At 72.6% G+C, this 20,081-nt stretch carries 17 protein-coding genes and 1 pseudogene; 15 read left to right on the plus strand and 3 right to left on the minus strand.

Going from position 1 to position 20,081, the window contains the following annotated elements:
• Nucleotides 1–41 precede the first annotated feature (41 nt).
• The gene (locus tag KDK95_RS19110) at nucleotides 42–983 is read right to left on the minus strand and encodes a 5'-3' exonuclease (protein ID WP_212519592.1); all 942 of its coding nucleotides are present in this window, start codon (nucleotides 981–983) and stop codon (nucleotides 42–44) included.
• A gap of 134 nt (nucleotides 984–1,117) precedes the next feature.
• On the opposite strand from KDK95_RS19110, the gene KDK95_RS19115 reads away from it, so the two are divergent.
• Nucleotides 1,118–2,656, plus strand: a complete 1,539-nt coding sequence (locus tag KDK95_RS19115) for a glycosyltransferase family 39 protein (protein WP_212519569.1) — start codon at nucleotides 1,118–1,120, stop codon at nucleotides 2,654–2,656.
• Between the two features lie 46 nt (nucleotides 2,657–2,702).
• Here KDK95_RS19115 and KDK95_RS19120 read toward each other — a convergent pair whose 3' ends face one another.
• A complete protein-coding gene (locus KDK95_RS19120; protein ID WP_307844457.1) occupies nucleotides 2,703–3,896 on the minus strand; it encodes an amino acid deaminase/aldolase in 1,194 nt (397 codons plus the stop codon).
• A 161-nt stretch (nucleotides 3,897–4,057) separates the two neighbouring features.
• On the opposite strand from KDK95_RS19120, the gene KDK95_RS19125 reads away from it, so the two are divergent.
• From KDK95_RS19125 to KDK95_RS19135, 3 genes are read left to right on the plus strand one after another with little or no spacing between them, the layout of a single operon-like run.
• Complete coding sequence (locus KDK95_RS19125) at nucleotides 4,058–4,861, plus strand: hypothetical protein (protein ID WP_212519571.1); 804 nt, start codon at nucleotides 4,058–4,060, stop codon at nucleotides 4,859–4,861.
• A complete protein-coding gene (locus tag KDK95_RS19130) occupies nucleotides 4,858–6,138 on the plus strand; it encodes a S8 family serine peptidase (protein WP_212519572.1) in 1,281 nt (426 codons plus the stop codon). The genes KDK95_RS19125 and KDK95_RS19130 overlap by 4 nt, the downstream gene beginning before the upstream one ends.
• Nucleotides 6,135–6,923, plus strand: a complete 789-nt coding sequence (locus KDK95_RS19135) for an SseB family protein (protein ID WP_212519573.1) — start codon at nucleotides 6,135–6,137, stop codon at nucleotides 6,921–6,923. Before KDK95_RS19130 ends, KDK95_RS19135 begins: the two co-directional genes overlap by 4 nt.
• Nucleotides 6,924–6,938: 15 nt before the next feature.
• Here the strand turns inward: KDK95_RS19135 and KDK95_RS19140 are convergent, their stop codons facing one another.
• Nucleotides 6,939–7,298: a DUF1844 domain-containing protein gene (locus tag KDK95_RS19140; RefSeq protein ID WP_307844459.1), complete on the minus strand. Its 360-nt coding sequence runs from the start codon at nucleotides 7,296–7,298 to the stop codon at nucleotides 6,939–6,941.
• A 390-nt stretch (nucleotides 7,299–7,688) separates the two neighbouring features.
• Between KDK95_RS19140 and infC the strand changes: the two genes are divergently transcribed.
• The 11 genes and pseudogenes from infC (at nucleotide 7,689) to argC (ending at nucleotide 20,026) form a co-directional block, all read left to right on the plus strand.
• A complete protein-coding gene (infC, locus tag KDK95_RS19145) occupies nucleotides 7,689–8,375 on the plus strand; it encodes a translation initiation factor IF-3 (RefSeq protein ID WP_212519574.1) in 687 nt (228 codons plus the stop codon).
• Between the two features lie 142 nt (nucleotides 8,376–8,517).
• The gene (rpmI, locus tag KDK95_RS19150; protein WP_212519575.1) at nucleotides 8,518–8,712 is read left to right on the plus strand and encodes a 50S ribosomal protein L35; all 195 of its coding nucleotides are present in this window, start codon (nucleotides 8,518–8,520) and stop codon (nucleotides 8,710–8,712) included.
• A gap of 101 nt (nucleotides 8,713–8,813) precedes the next feature.
• Nucleotides 8,814–9,209 carry a 50S ribosomal protein L20 gene (gene rplT / locus KDK95_RS19155; protein ID WP_212519576.1) on the plus strand — a complete coding sequence of 132 codons (396 nt, stop codon included), beginning with the start codon at nucleotides 8,814–8,816 and terminating at the stop codon, nucleotides 9,207–9,209.
• A 52-nt stretch (nucleotides 9,210–9,261) separates the two neighbouring features.
• Nucleotides 9,262–10,092 carry a TrmH family RNA methyltransferase gene (locus tag KDK95_RS19160; RefSeq protein ID WP_212519577.1) on the plus strand — a complete coding sequence of 277 codons (831 nt, stop codon included), beginning with the start codon at nucleotides 9,262–9,264 and terminating at the stop codon, nucleotides 10,090–10,092.
• Between the two features lie 245 nt (nucleotides 10,093–10,337).
• Complete coding sequence (locus tag KDK95_RS19165) at nucleotides 10,338–11,423, plus strand: sensor histidine kinase (RefSeq protein ID WP_212519578.1); 1,086 nt, start codon at nucleotides 10,338–10,340, stop codon at nucleotides 11,421–11,423.
• 141 nt (nucleotides 11,424–11,564) lie between these two features.
• Nucleotides 11,565–12,701, plus strand: coding sequence for a phenylalanine--tRNA ligase subunit alpha (gene pheS / locus KDK95_RS19170; protein ID WP_212519579.1), 1,137 nt, complete (start codon nucleotides 11,565–11,567; stop codon nucleotides 12,699–12,701).
• Nucleotides 12,701–15,175 carry a phenylalanine--tRNA ligase subunit beta gene (gene pheT / locus KDK95_RS19175; protein ID WP_212519580.1) on the plus strand — a complete coding sequence of 825 codons (2,475 nt, stop codon included), beginning with the start codon at nucleotides 12,701–12,703 and terminating at the stop codon, nucleotides 15,173–15,175. The genes pheS and pheT overlap by 1 nt, the downstream gene beginning before the upstream one ends.
• Before the next feature lie 165 nt (nucleotides 15,176–15,340).
• Nucleotides 15,341–16,948 carry an ABC-F family ATP-binding cassette domain-containing protein gene (locus KDK95_RS19180; RefSeq protein WP_212519581.1) on the plus strand — a complete coding sequence of 536 codons (1,608 nt, stop codon included), beginning with the start codon at nucleotides 15,341–15,343 and terminating at the stop codon, nucleotides 16,946–16,948.
• 97 nt (nucleotides 16,949–17,045) lie between these two features.
• Nucleotides 17,046–17,789, plus strand: coding sequence for an SDR family oxidoreductase (locus KDK95_RS19185; protein ID WP_212519582.1), 744 nt, complete (start codon nucleotides 17,046–17,048; stop codon nucleotides 17,787–17,789).
• 65 nt (nucleotides 17,790–17,854) lie between these two features.
• Nucleotides 17,855–18,862, plus strand: a pseudogene (locus tag KDK95_RS19190) (RNA polymerase subunit sigma-70); the annotation flags it as partial.
• Between the two features lie 120 nt (nucleotides 18,863–18,982).
• Nucleotides 18,983–20,026, plus strand: a complete 1,044-nt coding sequence (gene argC, locus KDK95_RS19195) for an N-acetyl-gamma-glutamyl-phosphate reductase (protein ID WP_212519584.1) — start codon at nucleotides 18,983–18,985, stop codon at nucleotides 20,024–20,026.
• Nucleotides 20,027–20,081 lie beyond the last annotated feature (55 nt).

Below are 20,081 nucleotides of genomic sequence, written 5' to 3' on the forward strand. Positions count from 1 at the left end.
GCCCTTCGCCATCGCCCGCTGCCGTCGGTACCTGCTCAGCATCAAGCCTTCGCCGCGAGCGCCTTGGTGAGCCGGGAGACCGGACCGCCGAGGCCGTAGCTCTCGGCCAGCTCCTCCAGCCGCGCCCGGTCGGCGGGCGCGCTCGGCAGCACGGAGTCCACGGGAGTGACAGGCGCGTCGGCACGCACGCGCACGACGTCCGGCGCGACCTTCAGATACGTCTCGGCCTCCGCGAGCCGCTTGCGGACCGCCGGCTTGACCGCCGACGCCGGGTCCGCGGCCGCCGCGAGCAGCCCCGGCAGCGAGCCGTACGCGGCCAGCAGCGCGGCGGCGGTCTTCTCGCCGATCCCGGCCACGCCGGGCAGTCCGTCGCTCGCGTCGCCGCGCAGGGTCGCGAAGTCAGCGTACTGAGAGCCGGTCACCCCGTACTTGGCCGCGAGCTCCGTGTCGCCGAGCACTTCCAGCTTCGCCACGCCGCGCGCGATGTTAAATACTCGTACCCTGTCCGCGTCCGAGATCAGCTGGAACATGTCCCGGTCCCCGGTCACGACGTCCACCGGGCCGCCGTCCTCCGCGCGGTGGCGGGCCGCGTACGCCGCGATCGCGTCGTCGGCCTCGAAGCCGGGCGCCCAGCCGTCCGCGATTCCGAACGCGGCGAGGACTTCCAGCAGCATCGCCACCTGAGGGGTGAGGGTGTCCGGCACCTCCTCGACGGACGCGCTGCCCTCGCCGCGCGCCTCGGGCGCCGGCTCCCCGACCACCCGGTGCGCCTTGTACGACGGCAGCAGCGCAACCCGGAACGCCGGACGCCAGTCCGCGTCGAAGCACGCGATCAGCCGGTCCGGCCGATGGTGCGTGACCAGGTGCGAGATGAAGTCGAGGGTGCCTCGGACGGCGTTCACCGGACGCCCGTCGGGCGCCGTGATCGAGTCCGGCAACGCGAAGAAAGCCCGGAAGTAGAGCGTGGGCGTATCCAGGAGCATCAGCTGAGCCACATTGCAAGGATGTCACGATCGTGTCTAGGCGGCGTGCCACCCTCGCCCGTATTGCGTATCCCTTCAGATCCGGTCCATATACTGACGTGCCCGTATACACAACAGGAAGAGGGGGGTGTCGCTTGCTTACGCAGCCGGTTACCGCCGTCCCTCTGCCCGCACCGGCGGACACGGTCACCACGAAGCGCCAGCCCGCGTGGCCGAACCGGCTCTGGCTGCTGCCGGTACTGGTCACGGCGGTCCTCGGGCTGTGGCGCGCGTCCTCGATCGATCTGTGGTGGGACGAGCTGAGCACGATCGACATCGCTCGCCGGCCCTTCAGCGGCATCATCGCGACGGCCGGCCACGTCGACGCGGTGCACACCGTCTACTACCTCTTCATGCACGTCTGGATCATCCTGTTCGGCGCCTCGCCGATCTCGGTGCGGCTGCCGAGCGTCCTCGCGATGTGCGGGGCCACGGCGTGCACGGCGGTGATCGCCGAAAAGCTCTTCGACAAGCGCATCGGGCTGACAGCGGCGATGATCTTCGCGCTCATCCCGGGCGTGGCGCGGTACGCGCAGGAGGCCCGGTCCTACGGCTTCGTGGTCCTCGGCGCCTCGGCCGCGTTCCTGCTTCTGCTGCGCGCATTGGAGCAGCCGAGCCCGCGGCGCTGGAAGATCTACGGCGCGATTCTCGCCCTCACCGGCGCGCTGAACCTGATCGCGTTGATGGCCGTGGTGGGCCACGCGGTGGCCGTGCTGGTCAAGGCGCGCGCCGAAAGCGACGACCCGGCCACGCGCCGCCGCGACTACCTCAGGCCCTTCGTGCTCGCCGTCGGCGTCGCCGTGCTCATCGACCTGCCGGTCATCGTCTTCGGCGCCTTCGAGGCCGACAGCCAGCTCGGCGACCTGTCGCGCGCGACCGTCTCCGATCTGCCGTCGATGTGGAAGGACATCGGCAACTCGGCCCCCTTCTCGCTCCTCGTGCTGCTCGCCCTGCCGCTGCTGCTCTCGCACCGCAAGCGGGGCCCCGAGCTGACGATCCTGGCCTCCGCGACGTTCCCGGTCGTCGCGCTCTGGTTCGTCTCGCTGTTCGGCGTCGGCTTCGACTCCTTCGCGCGCTACCTGCTGTTCGTGCTCCCGGTGTGGGCCATCGCGATCGCCGCCGCCGTGGACCGGCTCTGGCCCGCGCGCAAGGCCGCGCTGATCGCGGTCATCCTCGTCACCGCGGTGGCGGTGACCTACGACCAGCTGCAGATCCACGGCCACCTGAGCCACTTCAAGTACGACTACCCCGGCGCCTCGGTGCTGCCCGAGGACTACTCGGCGGCCGCCGCGATCGTCCACGCCAACTACAAGGCGGGCGACGCCGGCACCTTCGGCCAGTCCGTGCACATCGAGCTCGGCGTCAACGAGTACCTGCCGGCCGACGAGCAGCTGAGCGACATCTTCACGCAGCGCACCGACGCGCAGGAGAACAGCCTCACGCCGGCCTACTGCACGAGCACCGAGGCGTGCGTGGACAAGGCCCCGGACCGGGTCTGGATGCTGGAGACCGGCTTCGTCGCGCCCTACGCGGTCGAGCGGGCGGACTGGTCGCTGGCGCTGATGCTGCAGTACCGCACCGTGCAGGTGTGGCACGTCTGGGGAATCACGGTCACGCTGCTCGAGCGCCGCTGACCCGGCGTCAGGGGCCTGCGGCCCCTGGCGCGGACCCCGCCGGCGTCTACAGGAACGTGCGGCCCTCGCCGCGATAGGTCGGCACGGTCGCCGTCACCTTGTCGCCCTCGATCGTGTGCAGCTCGGCGAAGCGCTCGCACAGCTCGCCGGCCTTCGCGTGCCGGAACCAGACCCGGTCGCCCACGGCCAGGTCGTCCGCCGTCGGGCCGAGCAGCGGGGTCTGCACCTCGCCGGCGCCCTCCTGCGCGTCGTAGCGCAGCTTCGGCGGCAGGTACGGCTGCGGCAGCCGGTCCTTCCCGGGCACGCCGGACGCCAGGTAGCCGCCGCCGAGCACGGTGACCACGCCGAGCCCCGGGCGGCGCACCACCGGCAGCGCGAACAGCGCCGCGGGCCGTCCGCCCACGTTCCGGTAGCCGTCGAACAGGCGCGGCTTGAACAGGCCGGAGCCCGCCGCGATCTCGGTCACCGCCTCCTCGGCCGCCGTGCGCTCGACCGAGCCGGTGCCGCCGCCGTTGACGAACTCCAGCTGCCCGATCTCCTTGACCGCCGCCACGATCTCGGCCCGGCGCTCGGCCAGCTCGGCCGCGCTCAGCCCCTGCATCGCGCGCACGGCGAGACCGCGGGCCGGCCTGCCCGGCGGCCGGTCGCCGACCCCGGCGATCTGCGCCTCGTACGCCATCAGGCCGACCAGCCGCAGGCCGGTCCGGTCGGCGGCCTCGCGGGCCACCGTGCAGACGGCCTCGACGCTGTGCAGCGGGGAGCGCCGGGCGCCGACCCGCAGCTTGCCGCGCAGCGGGCGCCAGGAGGCGTCGATGTCCACGCTGATCCGCACCGGAGCGGCGTCGGGCACCTCGGCCATGACCTTCTCGATCAGGTCCAGCTGCTCGACCGAGTCCGCGGTCAGCGTGATCACGTCGGCGGCCACCGGGTCGGCGGCCAGCCGGCGGATCGCCGCGCGGTCCGCCGTCGGGTAGGCCACCAGGATGTCCGCGAAGCCGGACTCGGCCAGCCACAGCGCCTCGGGCAGGGTGAAGGCCATCACGCCCTCGAACCCGTCCATCTCCAGCACCGCCCGGAGGATCTCCCGGCAGCGCACGGACTTGGAGGCCACCCGGATGGGCTTGCCGCCGGCCCGGCGCACCAGCTCGGCCGCGTTCTCGCGCAGCGCCGCGAGGTCGACCACCGCCAGCGGCGGGTCGAGGTGCGCGGTGGCGTGGTTCAGCCGATCGAGGTCCTTCACGCTAACGACCCTGCCACGAGCCCGCGGGGCCGGGCGAGAGCGAACGTGTCCCGGAACGGTTTCGAGTTGATGACCGAGAAGAGCGCCGGAACTCCGGTATAGGGTGCGTCGTTGATACGTCTTTTCGGCGGGCGCGCGACCCGCCGGTCGGAGGGAGCGGCGTGGAATCGCAGGCATTCGGCGCGGACGGGGGCTTCCCGGACACCGCGGGGCTGCCGCCGCGACCACGTCGTTCACCCGGACGGGTGATCGCCGCGGCCCTCGTCCCGCTGGTCGCCCTCGCGGTGGCCGGCGTCGGCTTCGCGCTGTCCGGCGGCAGCCCCTCGTACGAGGCGGGAGCGAAGCCGGGATCCGGCGCCGCGGCCGCGGACGTCGCGGCGCGCGCCGTCTGGCGCAGCGCGGGCGCCGACCGGATCCTGCCCGCGAAGATCGACCGCGAGGGCACCGAGTCGTACTACCGGCTCGCCGTAGACCCGGACGAGTCCTGCGCGCACCTGCCCGCCGCGTTCATCAAGGCGCTCGGCGCCGCCGGCTGCACGCACGTCGTGCGGGCCACCTACCTCGACTCGACGGAGTCCGTCGTCGCGACCGTCGGCCTCGTCGCGGTCGGCGGCACCGGCGCGCAGCGAACGGCGCTGTTCCAGGACTGGACCGCCGACTCGTACGCCCGGCAGTACTCGATGATGCCCTCGACGTACCCGGTCCGCTCGACGCTCGCCGCGAGCTTCGGCGACGCGCAGCGGATCGCGTGGAAGTCGGCGATCTCGAACGACGGCTCCTACATCGCGTTCTCCGTCGCGGGGTTCGCCGACGGGCGCCTCGGCCCCTCGGCCGCGGCATTCGACCTGGGCAACGACTCCGAACTCCAGTCCGACTCGCCGCCGGTCCAGGTCGCCGACGACCTGTCCGCCTCGACGCTGTCCACGTTCAGCGCCCTCTACTCCCCGAACGGAGCCCACTCATGAGGGCGCGGGTGCGCGGGGCACGGACCCTCGGAGCGCTCGCGGGCGCACTGGCCTGCGTGGCCGCCTCCCTGACGATCGGCGCGTCCCCGGCCGCCGCCGACGCGATCCGGACGGCCGAGTGGCCGGTCGGCTACCTGGACCTGCCGGCCGCGCAGCGGATCAGCAGCGGCACCGGCGTGACCGTCGCGCTGCTGGACACCGGCGTCGTGCAGGGCCGCGCCGACCTGACCGGCCAGGTCACCACCGGACCAGACTACGCGGGCGGCATCGAGAAGCAGGGCGACTCCGGCTGGGGCGAGCACGGCACCTGCATGGCCTCGATCATCGCCGGCCACGGGCGCAACGGCGGCGGCGACGGCATGCTCGGCGTCGCGCCGGACGCGCACATCCTGTCCGTCCGGGTCATCCGCGACGACGACGCCCCCGACTTCGGCCAGGCCACCACCGACTCGACGCCGATCTCGGACGGCATCAGGTACGCGGTGGACCACGGCGCCCAGGTCATATCCATGTCCCTCGGCGGCGAGGAGTCGGACGCGGGCGACGACTCGTCCGCCGAGTCCGATGCGATCCGCTACGCCCTCGCGCACAACGTCGTGGTCGTCGCGGCGGCCGGAAACGGCGCGACGCAGGGCGACCCGGTCTCCTACCCCGGCGGCGAGCGCGGCGTCATCACGGTCGCGGCGGTCGACTCCGGCGGCAACCACGCGAACTTCTCCACGACCGGCTGGGACGTCGCCGTCGCGGCGCCCGGCGTGAACCTGCCGTGCGACGCGTACAACGCCGACGACGCCTACATGGAGGGCAGCGGCACCAGCCAGGCCACCGCGTACGTCTCCGGGCTCGTCGCTCTGCTCAAGGCGGAGAATCCAGCGCTCAGCACCGAGCAGATCAAGAGCGTGCTCGAGACGACGGCGAGCGACAAGCCGGGCGGCGGCCGCGACGACGAGGTCGGCTTCGGCGTGATCGACCCGGTGGCCGCGCTGCGGGCGGCGAAGTCGATGAGCGGCCTGCCGACGGTGCCGAAGGCCGGCTCGGGCGTCGCCTCCGGCCACTTCGGCTACGGCCCGACCGAGACGGTGACGCTCGGATCCTCCGGGCTGAGCGACCGGGCGCGCGCGGCGATCGGCGGCGCCGTGCTCATCGCGATCGCGCTCGTCGTCGCGCTGCTGATGCTGCGTCGGCCGAAGCCGCCGCGGTTCGAGGTCGAGATCGTGGAGTTCGTCCGGCCCCAGGCGCCGCCGTCGGACGGGCCTCGGCTAGGGTCGGACGAATGAGCGACACCCACGGTCCGGCGCACCAGCGCAATCTGCTCTCCACCGGCTTCGACGGAGACGACGGGACCGCTGATCCGGCGCTGATCGAGGTGCTGGCGGCGGCCCGGCGCGACGAGGCGGCCGTCTACCCGGCGTACGCGGCGCTCTCCGGGCGGCGCGTGCTCGTCCCGGTGGTCGCGGTGCTCGGCGAGAGCGAGACGGCCGAGACCCTCGGCCCGGACGGCAAGCCGCTGCGCCGCGACAAGGACAGCGACATGGCCGTGATCACGCTGGTCGCGGGCGACGGGGTCAAGGCGCTGCCGGCGTTCACCTCGGTGCAGGCGCTGTCCGAGTGGGGCGCGAAGGCCGGCTACCCGCAGGCGCGGCCGATCCCGGTGACGATAGAGACCGCGGCCGCGGCGACGCTCCAGGAGAACGCGGCGGTGCTGCTGCTCGACCTCGGCGGCCCCGGCCAGTTCGAGATCTCCGGCAGCGCGCTGCGGGCCTTCGCCCAGCAGCGCAAGCCGCTGCCGCCGTCCGTCGACCCGGAGGTCGTGGACGCGATCAAGCGGGCGCTCGCCGGCGTTCCCGAGATCGCCCGGGTGCTCGACGACGCCCGGCTCGGCCAGGCGGCGGAGGACGTCACGGTCCTGGCGCTCGGCTTCGTGCCCGGCACCGATCCGGCGGGACTCGCCGAGCCGCTGCAGCGGGTCGCGACGGCGATCTCCGAGGACGAGCTGCTGCGGGACCGGCTCTCCGGCGGCCTGCAGATCGTGATGGCGCCGGACCCGGCCTCGGGCAGCTGAGCCGGCCCGACCGGGTCAGCCGACCGGTCCGGTGAGCTTCTCGCCCGGGCCCTGACCCGGCGCGTCGGCCACGGCAGAGGCCTCGCGGAAGGCCAGCTGCAGCGTGCGCAGGCCGTCCCGCAGCGGCAGCGCGTGCTGCGAGCCGATCTCCGGCGCGGCGGCGGTGACCAGGCCGGCCAGCGCGGTGATCAGCTTGCGCGCCTCGTCCAGGTCCTTCTCCGGCGCGTTCCCGTGCTCGTCCGGCTCGCCGAGGCCGAGCTGCACCGCGGCGGCGGTCATCAGGTGCACGGCCAGCGTCGCGATCACCTCGACGGCGGGGACCTCGGCGAGGTCGCGCTCCGATACGTCGATCTGCTGCTCGGCCGTGGTGCTCACCCTGTACTCCTTATGCTGGTACTCCCGACACGCCAGTGTCGCACGCCCGCGTGGCCGGCCTCGAAGTGCCGGTGCAGTGCCGGGAGTCTGCTAATCTAGGGATAGCGTCACGTAAGGGACTGCCCCCGGGTGGCCCCGACGCGCAAGTGGAGGGCCCACCTCCCACCTGATCGACCGGCGGTCGATGGGTACGGTACCGGCGCGCGATTCGCATTCGCGCGCGACGGCAAGGTGGAGCTCTGCATTGCTTCCGCGAAGGCGGACATTGCGGAGCTTTTTCGTATGCCGAGGAATCGTCCCAGCCTCCCGGGCGTTTCACGGCGGTGCGGGCTCACCCCGCACCGACCAGCGGACCCGGTACGACGGCTCTCGGCGAGCCTCCGGGACCGCATGAACCTAGGAGGCCCCATCAGCGCCGAACCCCGCATCAACGACCGGATCCGCGTGCCCGAGGTGCGCCTGGTCGGCCCGGACGGCCAGCAGGTCGGGATCGTCTCGATCCAGGACGCGCTGCGCCTGGCCCAGGAGTCCGACCTCGACCTGGTCGAGATCGCGCCCACCTCGCGTCCGCCGGTGGCCAAGCTCATGGACTACGGCAAGTTCAAGTACGAGTCCGCGATGAAGGCCCGTGAGGCGCGCAAGAACCAGGCGCACACGATCATCAAGGAGATGAAGCTCCGGCCGAAGATCGACCCGCACGACTACGAGACCAAGAAGGGTCACGTCGTCCGGTTCCTCAACGCCGGGGACAAGGTCAAGATCACGATCATGTTCCGCGGCCGGGAGCAGTCCCGCCCGGAGCTCGGCCGCAGGCTGCTGGACCGGCTCGCCTCGGATGTCGAGGAGCTCGGTTTCGTCGAGTTCGCGCCCAAGCAGGACGGGCGCAACATGATCATGGTGCTCGGCCCGCGGAAGAAGAAGGTCGACGCGATGGCGGAGGCCCGGGCCGCGAAGGCCGCCCGCGCCGCGCAGTCCGGCAGGGATGCGGACGCCGAGGCGCCGGCCGAGACCGACCAGGCCGCCGAGATCGACGAGACCACCGAGAACGTCGGGTCCGCCGAGGAGACCGCGGAGTAGCCTCCGCGCGTCCCGCGAGACAACCGAATCCGGCGACGGCACAACCCGCCGCCGCCCCGAGGCACGATCGCGCCGCGCCGCCCGCCGGAGAAGGCGGGCGGCGGCGGGATCGTGACGCGAGATGAGATGGAGAACGGCAGCCATGCCGAAGAACAAGACCCACAGCGGATCCAAGAAGCGCTTCCGCGTGACCGGCTCCGGCAAGATCATGCGGGGTCAGGCGGGCAAGCGCCACCTGCTCGAGCGCAAGTCCTCGCGCTACACCCGCCGCGTCTCCGGCGAGGTCGTCCTCGCTCCGGCCGACGTGAAGCGCATCAAGCGGCTGCTCGGCAAGTAACCCCCGGTACCGCGCACCACCCCCTAGACCCCTGATATGCAAGGGGCCGCGCCGCGCCCTGCGCGCCGGCACCGGCCCCGCCCCCGAGGAGAAGATTCGACATGGCACGCGTGAAGCGGGCGGTCAACGCCCACAAGAAGCGCCGGGCGATCCTGGAGCAGGCGAGCGGCTACCGCGGCCAGCGCTCGCGCCTGTACCGCAAGGCCAAGGAGCAGGTCACCCACTCGCTGGTCTACGCGTACCGCGACCGCAAGAAGCGCAAGGGCGACTTCCGCCGGCTGTGGATCCAGCGCATCAACGCCGCGGCCCGCGCCAACGGCCTGACCTACAACCGCTTCATCCAGGGCCTCAAGGCCGCGGGTGTCGAGGTGGACCGCAAGATCCTCGCCGACCTGGCCGTCAACGACGCCGCCGCCTTCGCCGCGCTCGTCGAGGTGGCCCAGAAGGCGCTCCCGGCCGACGTGAACGCGCCGAAGGCCGAGAAGGTCGCGGCCTGAGCGGCGATCTGCGCCCCGGCCCGATAGCCCGCAGCGATAGAGCGGATTCCGGATGGCAGGCCCGCGCGACGCGGTGATCACCTCGGTCAAGTCGACCCGGGTGATCGCGGCGCGCCGGCTTGCCTCCCGTGCCTTCCGGGCCAGGCAGCGGCTCTTCCTCGCCGAGGGCCCGCAGGCCGTGCGCGAGGCGGCCGCGGAGAAGGGCCTGCTCACCGAGCTGTTCGCCACCGCCGACGCGGCCGCTCGGCACCCGGCGATCCTGGACGCCGCGCACGCCGCCGGCGCGACCGTCACGATCGCCGCGGACGAGGTCCTGGCCTCGCTCGGCGACACCGTCGCCGGCCAGGGGCTGGTCGGCGTATGCCGGTTCCTGGACCAGCCGCTCGCCGCGGTGCTGGACCGGCCGGCCAGGCTCATCGTGCTGCTCGCGCACATCCGCGACCCCGGGAACGCCGGCTCCGTGCTCCGCGCGGCCGACGCCGCCGGCGCCGACGCGGTGCTCTTCAGCGCCGAGTCCGTGGACGTCTACAACCCGAAGGTCGTGCGGACCTCCGTGGGTTCGCTCTTCCATCTCCCGGTGGTCATCGGCGTCGACCTGGCCGAGGCCACCGCCGCGCTCCGCGGCCGCGGCCTGCGCGTGCTGGCCGCCGACGGCTCCGGCCCTGCGGACCTCGACGACGAGGCGGACGGCGGCGCCCTCGCCGCGCCGACCTGCTGGATGTTCGGCAACGAGGCCTGGGGGCTGCCCGAGCCGATCCGCGCGCTGGCCGACGAGACCGTCCGCGTGCCCATCCACGGCCGGGCCGAGTCGCTGAACCTGGCCACCGCCGCGGCCGTGTGCCTCTATGCGTCGGCGCGCGCCCAGCGGCGCTGCGCCCCGTGATCCAGCTCACCCGGCACGGCCGTCCCACGGCTTCATCCCCGCACCTACCCGCGGCTTCATCCCCGCACCTAGACCCGTGAAGACTTGGGCGTATGTCCGCCAAGGCTGGCGCTACGGTGGCGGTACCGGGAATGATGGGGTGTCAGCGAGGCATGATGGGACCCGGTCCGCGGCGGTCGCCCGGAGTCCCCGGCTTCGCGGGCAAGGGACGGACATGAGCGGTCAGGGAGAGGACTCAAGTCCAGTTGGATTCGAACGTTGCACAGGGACCGGACGACGCCGCGTCCGGGCCGCGGTACGACGAACTGCCCGACGGCGTCGTCATCGCGGACGCGGGGGGCCGCGTGGCGGTGTTCAACCGCGCCGCGGAGCGCATCACCCGGCTGCGGGCCGCCGACGCGCTCGGCCGCCCGCTCGACGAGGCGCTGCCGCTGCTCGACCTCGAGGGCAGGCTGTGGTGGGCCTGCACCGATCCGTACGGGGGCCTGGCCGTGCGCACGGGCCAGCCGGAGACCAGGCTGCTGCTGCCGGACGGCCGGGACGTCCTGGTCACCGCGCGCTACGTACGGGAGCGCACCGGCCCGATCGAGCGCGTCGTCATCGGATTGCGTGACACCTCCGCCCGCGCCAGGGTCGAGCGGCGGCACGCCGACCTGATCGCGACCGTCGCGCACGAGCTGCGCTCCCCGCTCACCAGCGTCAAGGGCTTCACCGCGACGCTGCTCGCGAAGTGGGAGCGCTTCACCGACGACCAGCGCAAGCTGATGCTCGAGACGGTGGACGCCGACGCCGACCGGGTCACCCGGCTGATCGCCGAGCTGCTCGACATCGCCCGCATCGACTCCGGCCGGCTGCAGCTCGGCTGCTATCCGGTCGACCTGGTGGAGCTGGTGACGGATCAGACCGCCGGGATGATCGCGGCCGGCCTGCCCGCGGAGCGATTCGACGTACAATCGGTCGAGCTGCCCGCCGTCTGGGCCGACCCGGACAAGCTGCGGCAGGTCGTGGCGAACCTGCTGGAAAACGCGGTGCGGCACGGCGACGGACGTGTCACGATCGCCTTCGAGGAACTGCCCGAGGACGCGGACGCCGAGCGGAAGGGAGAGGGCACGCCGATGATCGCGATGACGGTCGACGACGAGGGCCCCGGCATTCCCGAGGCCATGCTCGGCCGGGTTTTCACCCGCTTCTGGCGCGGCAACCGGCGCGGCGGCACCGGCCTCGGCCTCTACATCGTCAAGGGCATCGTCGAGGCGCACGGCGGCGCCATCACGGTCGGCCGGGCCCCCGGCGGCGGCGCCCGCTTCCGATTTACCATGCCCGCTGCCTGACGGAACCCCTTCGGGTTCCGGTCCGGGGCAGCGGGCGTTCCCGCCTGCCCGTCGGCCCGCGCCCGTTAGGATTGGGGCGCCCGCCGAGAAGAGACCGCACGCCGCGATGGCGTGGAAGTAGCGGAAGTAGAGCCGAATCCCATGTCCGCACCGAACAAGAGCTACGACCCGGTAGAGGTCGAGGTGCTCAAGCCCGAGGCCGTCGAGAAGGCCAGGGACGAGGCCCTCGCGGCGATCGCCGCGGCCGCCGACCTCGACGCCCTGCACGAGGCGGAGATCGCGCACGCGAAGGACCGATCCCCGCTGGCCCTGGCCAACCGCGAGATCGGCGCGCTGCCCCCGGCCGCCAAGGCCGACGCGGGCAAGCGGGTCGGCCAGGCCCGCGCCGCCGTCTCCAGGGCCGTGGCCGAGCGGCGCGCCGAGCTCGCCGCCGAGCGCGACGCCCGGGTGCTCGTCGAGGAGTCCGTCGACGTCACGCTGCCCTGGGACCGCGCCCCGCGCGGCGGGCGGCACCCGCTGACCACGCTCACCGAGCGGATCGCCGAGGTCTTCGGCGCCCTCGGCTGGGAGGTCAACGAGGGCCCCGAGGTCGAGGCCGAGTGGATGAACTTCGACGCCCTCAACATCGGCCGGGACCACCCGGCGCGCAGCCCGCAGGACACCTTCTTCATCGACACCCCGGGCTACGACCCGGACGTGGACGACGGCCGCGACGCGCTGATCCTGCGCACCCAGACCTCGCCGCTGCAGATCCGCTCGATGCTCACCCGCAAGCCGCCGCTGCACATGGTCTCCATCGGCCGCACCTTCCGCACCGACGCGCTGGACGCCACCCACACCCCGGTCTTCAACCAGATCGAGGGCCTGGTCGTGGACGAGGGCATCGGCATGGCCGACCTCAAGGGCACCCTGGACTACTTCGTGCAGGAGATGTTCGGCGCGGGCCTCACGTCCCGGCTGCGCCCGAACTACTTCCCGTTCACCGAGCCGAGCGCCGAGCTCGACATGCAGTGCTTCGTGTGCCACGGCTCGTCGGTCGGCGACCCGGACAACCCGTGCCGCACCTGCTCCTCCGAGGGCTGGATCGAGCTCGGCGGCTGCGGCGTGGTCAACCCGCGCGTGCTCGTCTCGGTCGGCATCGACCCGGAGCGCTACAGCGGCTTCGCCTTCGGCATCGGCCTCGAGCGGACGCTGATGTTCCGGCACGGCATCGCGGACATGCACGACATCGTCGAGGGTGACGTCCGCTTCACCCTCCCGTTCGGAGTGGAAATCTGATGCGCGTCCCCCTTTCCTGGCTGCGCGAGTACGTCGACCTGCCCGCCGAGGTCTCCGGGCGCGAGCTGGCCGAGAAGCTGATCCCGATCGGCTTCGAGGTCGAGACGGTGCACAGCTCGGGCGCCGGCCTGTCCGGTCCGCTGGTCGTCGGCCACGTCCTGGAGATCGAGGAGCTCACCGGCTTCAAGAAGCCGATCCGCTTCTGCCAGGTCGACGTGGGCGCCGAGAACGGCGGCGTGCGCGGCATCGTCTGCGGCGCGCGCAACTTCAAGGCCGGCGACAAGGTCGTGGCCGCGCTGCCCGGCGCGGTGCTGCCCGGCGACTTCAAGATCGCCGCGCGCAAGACCTACGACCACGTGTCGGACGGCATGATCTGCTCGGCCCGCGAGCTCGGCCTCGGCGACGACCACAGCGGCATCATCGTGCTGCCCTCGGACGTGCCGGTCGGCGCGGACGCGATCGAGCTGCTCGGCATTCGCGACGAGGTGCTGGACATCGCCGTCACCACGGACCGCGGCTACTGCCTGTCCATGCGCGGCATGGCCCGCGAGACCGCGATCGCCTACGGCCTGACGCTCCGTGACCCGGCGCTGCTGGACACGCCCGCGCCGACCGGCAACGGCTTTCCGGTGACCCTCGCCGATCCGACCGGCTGCGACCGCTTCGTGGCCCGCGCGGTGCGCGGCATCGACCCGCTCGCCACCACCCCGCTGTGGATGCAGCGGCGGATCCAGCTGGCCGGCATGCGCCCGATCTCGCTGATCGTGGACATCACGAACTACGTGATGCTCGAGATCGGCCAGCCGCTGCACGGCTACGATCTGCACCGGCTGACCGGCGGCATCACCGTCCGGCGCGCCGCGCCGGGGGAGAAGCTGACCACGCTGGACGACGTCGAGCGCACGCTGCACCCCGAGGACCTGCTGATCACCGACGGGTCCGGCCCGATCGGCCTGGCCGGCGTGATGGGCGGCGCCTCCACCGAGGTGCACGAGGGCACCGTGGACGTGCTGATCGAGGCCGCGCACTTCGCCCCGGCGACGATCGCGCGCACCGCCCGCCGGCACAAGCTGCCGTCCGAGGCCTCCCGCCGCTTCGAGCGCGCGGTGGACCCGAACGCGGCCGCGGCGGCCGCCCAGCGCGCCGTCGACCTGCTGGTGCTGCTCGGCCACGGCGAGGCCGACCCGGAGGTCACGGTCGCCTCGACGCAGCCGCACCCGCCGGCGCCGATCGCGATCGACGCGGAGCTGCCCGGCCGGGTCGCCGGGGTCGCGTACGAGCGGGCCGCCGTGGTGCGCCGCCTTCAGGAGGTCGGCTGCTCGGTCGAGGGCACCGATGTGCTGTCGGTCACCCCGCCGACCTGGCGCCCCGACCTGACCGACCCGAACGACCTGGCCGAGGAGGTCATCCGGCTCGAGGGCTACGACCGGATCCCCTCGCGGCTGCCGACCGCCCCGCGCGGCCGCGGCCTGACGCTGCGCCAGCGGCTGCACCGCCGCGTCGGCCGCTCGCTCGCCGACGCCGGCTACGTCGAGGTGCTCAACTACCCGTTCGTCGGCAAGGCCGAGCTGGACGCGATGGGCATCCCGGAGACCGACGCCCGGCGCAGCGCCCTGACGGTGGTCAACCCGATCTCGGACGAGCAGCCACAGCTGCGCACGACGCTGCTGCCCGGCCTGTTCGCGACGCTGCGGCGCAATGTGGGCCGCGGCTTCCCGGACGTCGCGCTGTTCGAGACCGGCCTGGTCTACCAGCCGCGCCCGGGCGCCTCGGCCCCGCCGCGGCTGCCGGTGGACCGCCGGCCGACCGACGAGGAGCTGGCCGCGCTCGAGTCCGCGCTGCCCGACCAGCCGCGGCACGTCGCCGCGGTGCTGACCGGCACTTGGGAGCGGTCCGGCTGGTGGGGCGAGGGCCGCGCGGCGAACTGGGCCGACGCGGTCGAGGCCGCCCGCACGGTCGCCGCCGCCTGCGGCGCCGAGCTGACGGTGGACCAGGAGCAGTACGAGCCCTGGCACCCGGGCCGCTGCGCCGTGCTCTCGCTGGACGAGCGCATCGTCGGCTACGCCGGCGAGCTGCACCCGAAGGTCCTCGAGCAGCTCGGGCTGCCGCCGCGCACCTGCGCGATGGAGCTCAACCTCGACGCGCTGGTGCCGGAGACCGAGGTCCACGTGCGCGGTCCGCGGGTCTCCGGATTCCCGGTCGCCGCGATCGACGTCGCGCTGGTGGTCTCCCGCGAGGTCCCGGCCGCGGACGTGGAGTCGGCGCTGGTGGCCGGCGCGGGCCCGCTGCTCGAGTCGGTGCGCCTGTTCGACGTCTACGAGGGCGATCGGATCGAGGCGGGCAGCAAGTCGCTGGCCTTCTCGCTCCGCCTGCGCGCCGCGGACCGCACGCTGAAGGCCGACGAGGTCGCGGCCGTGCGGGACGCCGCCGTCGCCTCGGCCGCGCGCCACACGGACGCCGTGCTGCGCGGCTGACGCCGTCGACCGCCGGCGACGACCGCCGACGATAAATGAGTTGCCCGGGCCCCGGCGGCCCGGGCACTCTCGTCTACGTACCTGTCGCCGGCCCGAGGAGCTCCCTGGTGCTGATTCGTGAGATGCGTCGGAATCACGATCCCTCGACCTCTCACGGAGCCCCCCTTGCCTGCCACAGCACAGTTCTCGTACCTCAAGGCCACCGGCCTTTCGCTCGCCTTCCACGCTGAGCCCCTGTTCGACGGCGTATCCCTCGCCGTCGGAGCGGGCGACCGGGTCGCTCTCGTCGGCCCCAACGGCGTCGGCAAGTCCACGCTGCTGAAGATCCTCGCCGGAAGGCTCGCGCCGAGCGCCGGCCGGGTCGAACTCGGCCCGGGCACCCGCGTCGGCTACTTCGCCCAGCAGGTTCCGGACCCCGCCGCGACGGTCGGCGATTTCGTCCGCTCCGCGTTGGCCGAGGTCTTCTCGGTCGAATCCCGGCTGCGCGCACTCGAACGCCGCGTCGCCGACGGCGACCTCGACGCCCTCGACGAGTACGGCAGCGTCCTCGAACGGTTCGAAGCCCTCGACGGCTGGACCGCCCAGGCGCGCGTCGACGACGTACGCCGTCGCCTCGACGTCGCCCACCTCCCGGACGACGCGATGCTCGCGCAGGTCAGCGGCGGCGAGCAGGCGCGGCTGATGCTCGCGCGCGTGCTGCTGGCGGATCCGACCGTGCTGCTGCTCGACGAGCCGACGAACCACCTCGACGCGGGCGCGATCGACTGGCTCGGCGGCTACCTCGCGCAGTGGACCGGCGGTGTGCTGGTGATCAGCCACGACCGCGCGTTCCTCGACCGCGTCGCGAACCGAGTAGTGGAGCTAGACGGCATCCACGACGACGAGCTTCAGGAATACGAGGGCGGATACACCGCGTACAAGGCCGAGAAGCAGGCGCGCTGGCAGAAGCTGCTGCGCGACTACGAGGCGCAGGAGAAGCACCGCTCACGCCTGGCGGCCGATATCGAGGCGACCAAGGAGCACTCGCTGACGGTCGAATTCGCCACGACCGACAGCAGCGCCCGTCGCCTCGCGAAGAAGGTCGCGAAGAAGGCGAAGGCGCGGGAACGGCGGTTGGAGCGCGAGCTGCAGTCGGCGCGCTGGATCGCCGAGCCGCAGACACGTCCGACGCTGAGCCTCGCGTTCCCCACATCCAGGAAGCCGCGGCACGAGTTCGTCCTGCAGGCCGCTGACCTGGCCGTGAAAGCCGGTTCGCGCACGCTGCTCACCATCCCGGCGCTCGAGATCCGCACCGGCGACCGGATCCTGATCACCGGCCCGAACGGCGCCGGAAAGTCCTCCCTGCTCGACGCGATCGCCGCCCGGCTGCCCGATGCCGGAGTCCTCCCGCAGACGCACGACCACCTGCGGCTCGACACCCCGGTCATCGACCACTTCCGCTCGAAGGTGCCGGTCTACCCGCAGGACGCGGAGAAGATCCTGACGGGCTATCTGTTCGGCGAGGACCAGTGGCGCGCGCCGCTGCACACGCTCAGCGCGGGAGAACTGCGCAGGCTGCTGCTGGCGATCGTGGTGAACCAGGGAGCCCGCGTGCTGCTGCTCGACGAGCCGACGAACTACCTCGACTTCGACTCGCTGGACGTCATCGAGCAGGCCTTGACCGCGTTCACCGGCACGATCGTCACCGTCACGCACGACCGCTACTTCGCGGACGCCATCGGCTTCAAGACCAGCTGGCACGTAGCCGACGGCGGTTTCGGAGTGGATATGTGACCCAGATCACATCATCTCGCCCCGTTCCCGCGACGGTTTTGCGCGCCTCGGCCGGTCTGGATCCATGACGAATCCGACCACCTCCGAGGAGGATCCGATGTCAGCTTCCGTGAAGACCGCCGTCGTCACCGGTGCCGGCCGAGGCCTCGGGCGCGCGATCGCCGCCGCGCTCGTGGCCCAGGGCACGCACGTCGTCGGCATCGCCCGTACCGAGAGCGACCTGCTCGAAGTCCGCGGCGAACTGGGGGACGGATTCACCCCGCTCGCCGCCGACGCCACCGACGAGGCACTCGCCCAGCGGGTGATCCGCGAGTATCGACCGAACCTGCTCGTGCTCAACGCCGGGGCCGTCCCACCGGTCGGCCCCGTGCACGAGCAGACCTGGGAGTCCTTCAGCCGGAACTGGCACGTCGACACGCGGCACGTGTTCGGCTGGACCCGTGCCGCGCTGCTCGAACCCCTGGCGCCCGGCAGTGCGGTCGTGTCGATGTCCAGCGGCGCGGCCATCGGCGGATCGCCGCTGAGCGGGGGATACGCCAGCGCCAAGGCCGCGGTCCGCTTCCTGCGCAACTACGCGGGCGAGGAGTCGCAGCGGGCCGGCCTCGGCATCCGCTTCGTCGCACTGATTCCGATGATGACCCCCGCCACCGCGGTCGGCTCGGCCGGCGTGGACGCGTACTCCGCACGCCAGGGCGTCGACCGGGATACGTTCGTAGCGAACATGCAGCCGGTCCCGACCCCGGACCTCGTCGCCAAGGCCGTGCTGGACGTGGTCGCGAACCCCGACAGCGCGGCGGAGTACCTGATCGACGGGAACGGCTCGAACCCGATGCAGCCGTAGCCCGTGGTCCGTGGCCCGCAGCCGTAGCCCGTGGCCCCGTAGCCTGTCCGCGTTCGAGAAAGGCAGCGAGAAGAGTAGCGATGACCGCCGACGTCGAGTTCGCCGCGCTGGCCGAGCCGTTCCGGCCGGAGCTGCTCGCGCACTGCTACCGGATGCTCGGCTCGATCCACGACGCCGAGGATCTGGTGCAGGAGACGTACCTGCGGGCCTGGCGCGGCTTCGACCGCTTCGAGGGACGCTCGTCCGTCCGGCGCTGGCTCTACAAGATCGCGACGATGGCGTGCCTGACCGCGATGCAGACCCGCGCCCGCCGACCGCTTCCCTCGGGCCTCGGCGCGCCCTCCGGCGACCACGGGCCGGCCACGCCGTCCACGCCGTCCACGTCGTCGCCGGAGCCCGCGGTGGACTGGCTCCAGCCGGTCCCGGACTCGGTCCTGACCGGCGGCGACCCGGCAGGCATCGTGATCGGGCGGACCGGCGTGCGCCTTGCCTTCATCGCCGCACTCCAACTGCTGTCCGCCCGACAGCGCGCCGTTCTGACGCTGCGTGATGTGCTGGGCTTTCACACGGCCGAGGTCGCCGACATGCTCGACTCGACGCCCGCGGCCATCGACAGCGCCCTGCGCCGCGCCCGCGCCCGACTCGCCGAGGCGGGCCCGGTCGCCGAGGACCTGGCCGAGCCCGACGAGGCCTCCCGTCGCGACCTCCTCGACGCCTACGTCGACGCGTTCATCCGCGCCGACCCGGACGCGCTCGTCAACCTGCTCCGCCTCGACGTCGAGATCGAGATGCCGCCGATGCCGGCCTGGTTCACCGGCCGCGACGCCGTCATCGGCTTCCTCGCACATAACGTAATGCGCCGCGACGCGTGGCTGATGATCCCCACCAACGCGAACACCCAGCCGGCCTTCGTCGTCTACCGCCGCGAGCAGGACGGCCGCTTCCACGCGCACGGGATCCAGGTGCTGACCCTGATCGGCCGTCAGGTCAGCCGCATCACGACGTTCATCGACGCCTCCCTCGTGCCCGCCTTCGGACACCCGGCCGTGCTCGCCCCAACCGTTCGCGGTTGAGGCGCGGGCTCCGCGCCAGGACCCCGTTTGGTGGCCGTTCCACCGCGGTCCGGCACACCTGACCGCGGCTCACCGGCGCGGCCCATGGCATAGTCTTCCGTTTTTCTGTATTCTCATGCCATGACGATTCGGATCGCGGTGGCCGGGGCGACCGGCTACGCGGGCGGGGAGATCCTCCGGCTTCTGCTCGCGCACCCCGCCGTGCAAGACGGCCGGGCCGAGCTGGGCACCCTCAGCGCGGGCAGGAACGCGGGATCGCTGCTGGTCGAGCACCAGCCGCAGCTCGTGCCGCTGCACGACCGGGTGCTGGCCGAGACCGACCGGGAGACCCTCGCCGGGCACGACGTCGTGTTTCTCGCGCTGCCGCACGGCCAGTCCGGCCCGGTCGCCGAGGAGCTCGGACCCGACGTGCTGGTGGTCGACTGCGGCGCGGACTTCCGGCTCGAGCAGGCCGCGGACTGGAAGCGCTTCTACGGCACCGAGCACGCGGGCACCTGGCCGTACGGCCTGCCCGAGCTGCCCGGCGCGCGCGATCTGCTGCGGGGCGCGAAGCGGGTCGCGGTCCCCGGCTGCTTCCCGACCGTCAGCACCCTCGCGCTCTACCCGGCGCTCGCCGCCGGCCTCGCGCACCCCGAGGTCGTCATCATCGCCGCGACCGGCACCTCCGGCGCGGGCAAGAGCCTCAAGCCCAACCTCCTCGGCTCCGAGGTGATGGGCAACGCCTCGGCCTACGGCGTGGGCGGCACGCACCGGCACACGCCGGAGATCGCGCAGAACCTCGGCAAGGCGGCGTCGGAGCAGGTCAAGGTCTCCTTCACGCCGATCCTGGTGCCGATGTCCCGCGGCATCCTCGCCACCTGCACCGCGCCGGCCGAGCCCGGGGTGACGCTCACCGAGCTGCGCGCCGCGTACGAGAAGGCCTATGCCGACGAGCCCTTCGTCACGCTGCTGCCCGAGGGCCGCTGGCCGCAGACCGCCGCCGTGCTCGGCTCCAACTCCGTGCACCTGCAGATCGCGCTCGACCGCGAGGCCGACCGGATCGTCGTCGTCGGCGCGGTCGACAACCTGGCGAAGGGCACCGGCGGCGGCGCGGTGCAGTGCATGAACCTGGCGCTCGGCCTGCCCGAGACCGCCGGGCTGAGCACGGTCGGGGTCGCCCCATGAGCCCTGTCCCCGCCCTCGCGTCCAGCGTCGGTTCCAGCATCTCGTCCAGCACGAT

The organism is Actinospica acidithermotolerans (genome assembly GCF_018139625.1).
Classification (GTDB): Bacteria; Actinomycetota; Actinomycetes; order Streptomycetales; family Catenulisporaceae; genus Actinospica; species Actinospica acidithermotolerans.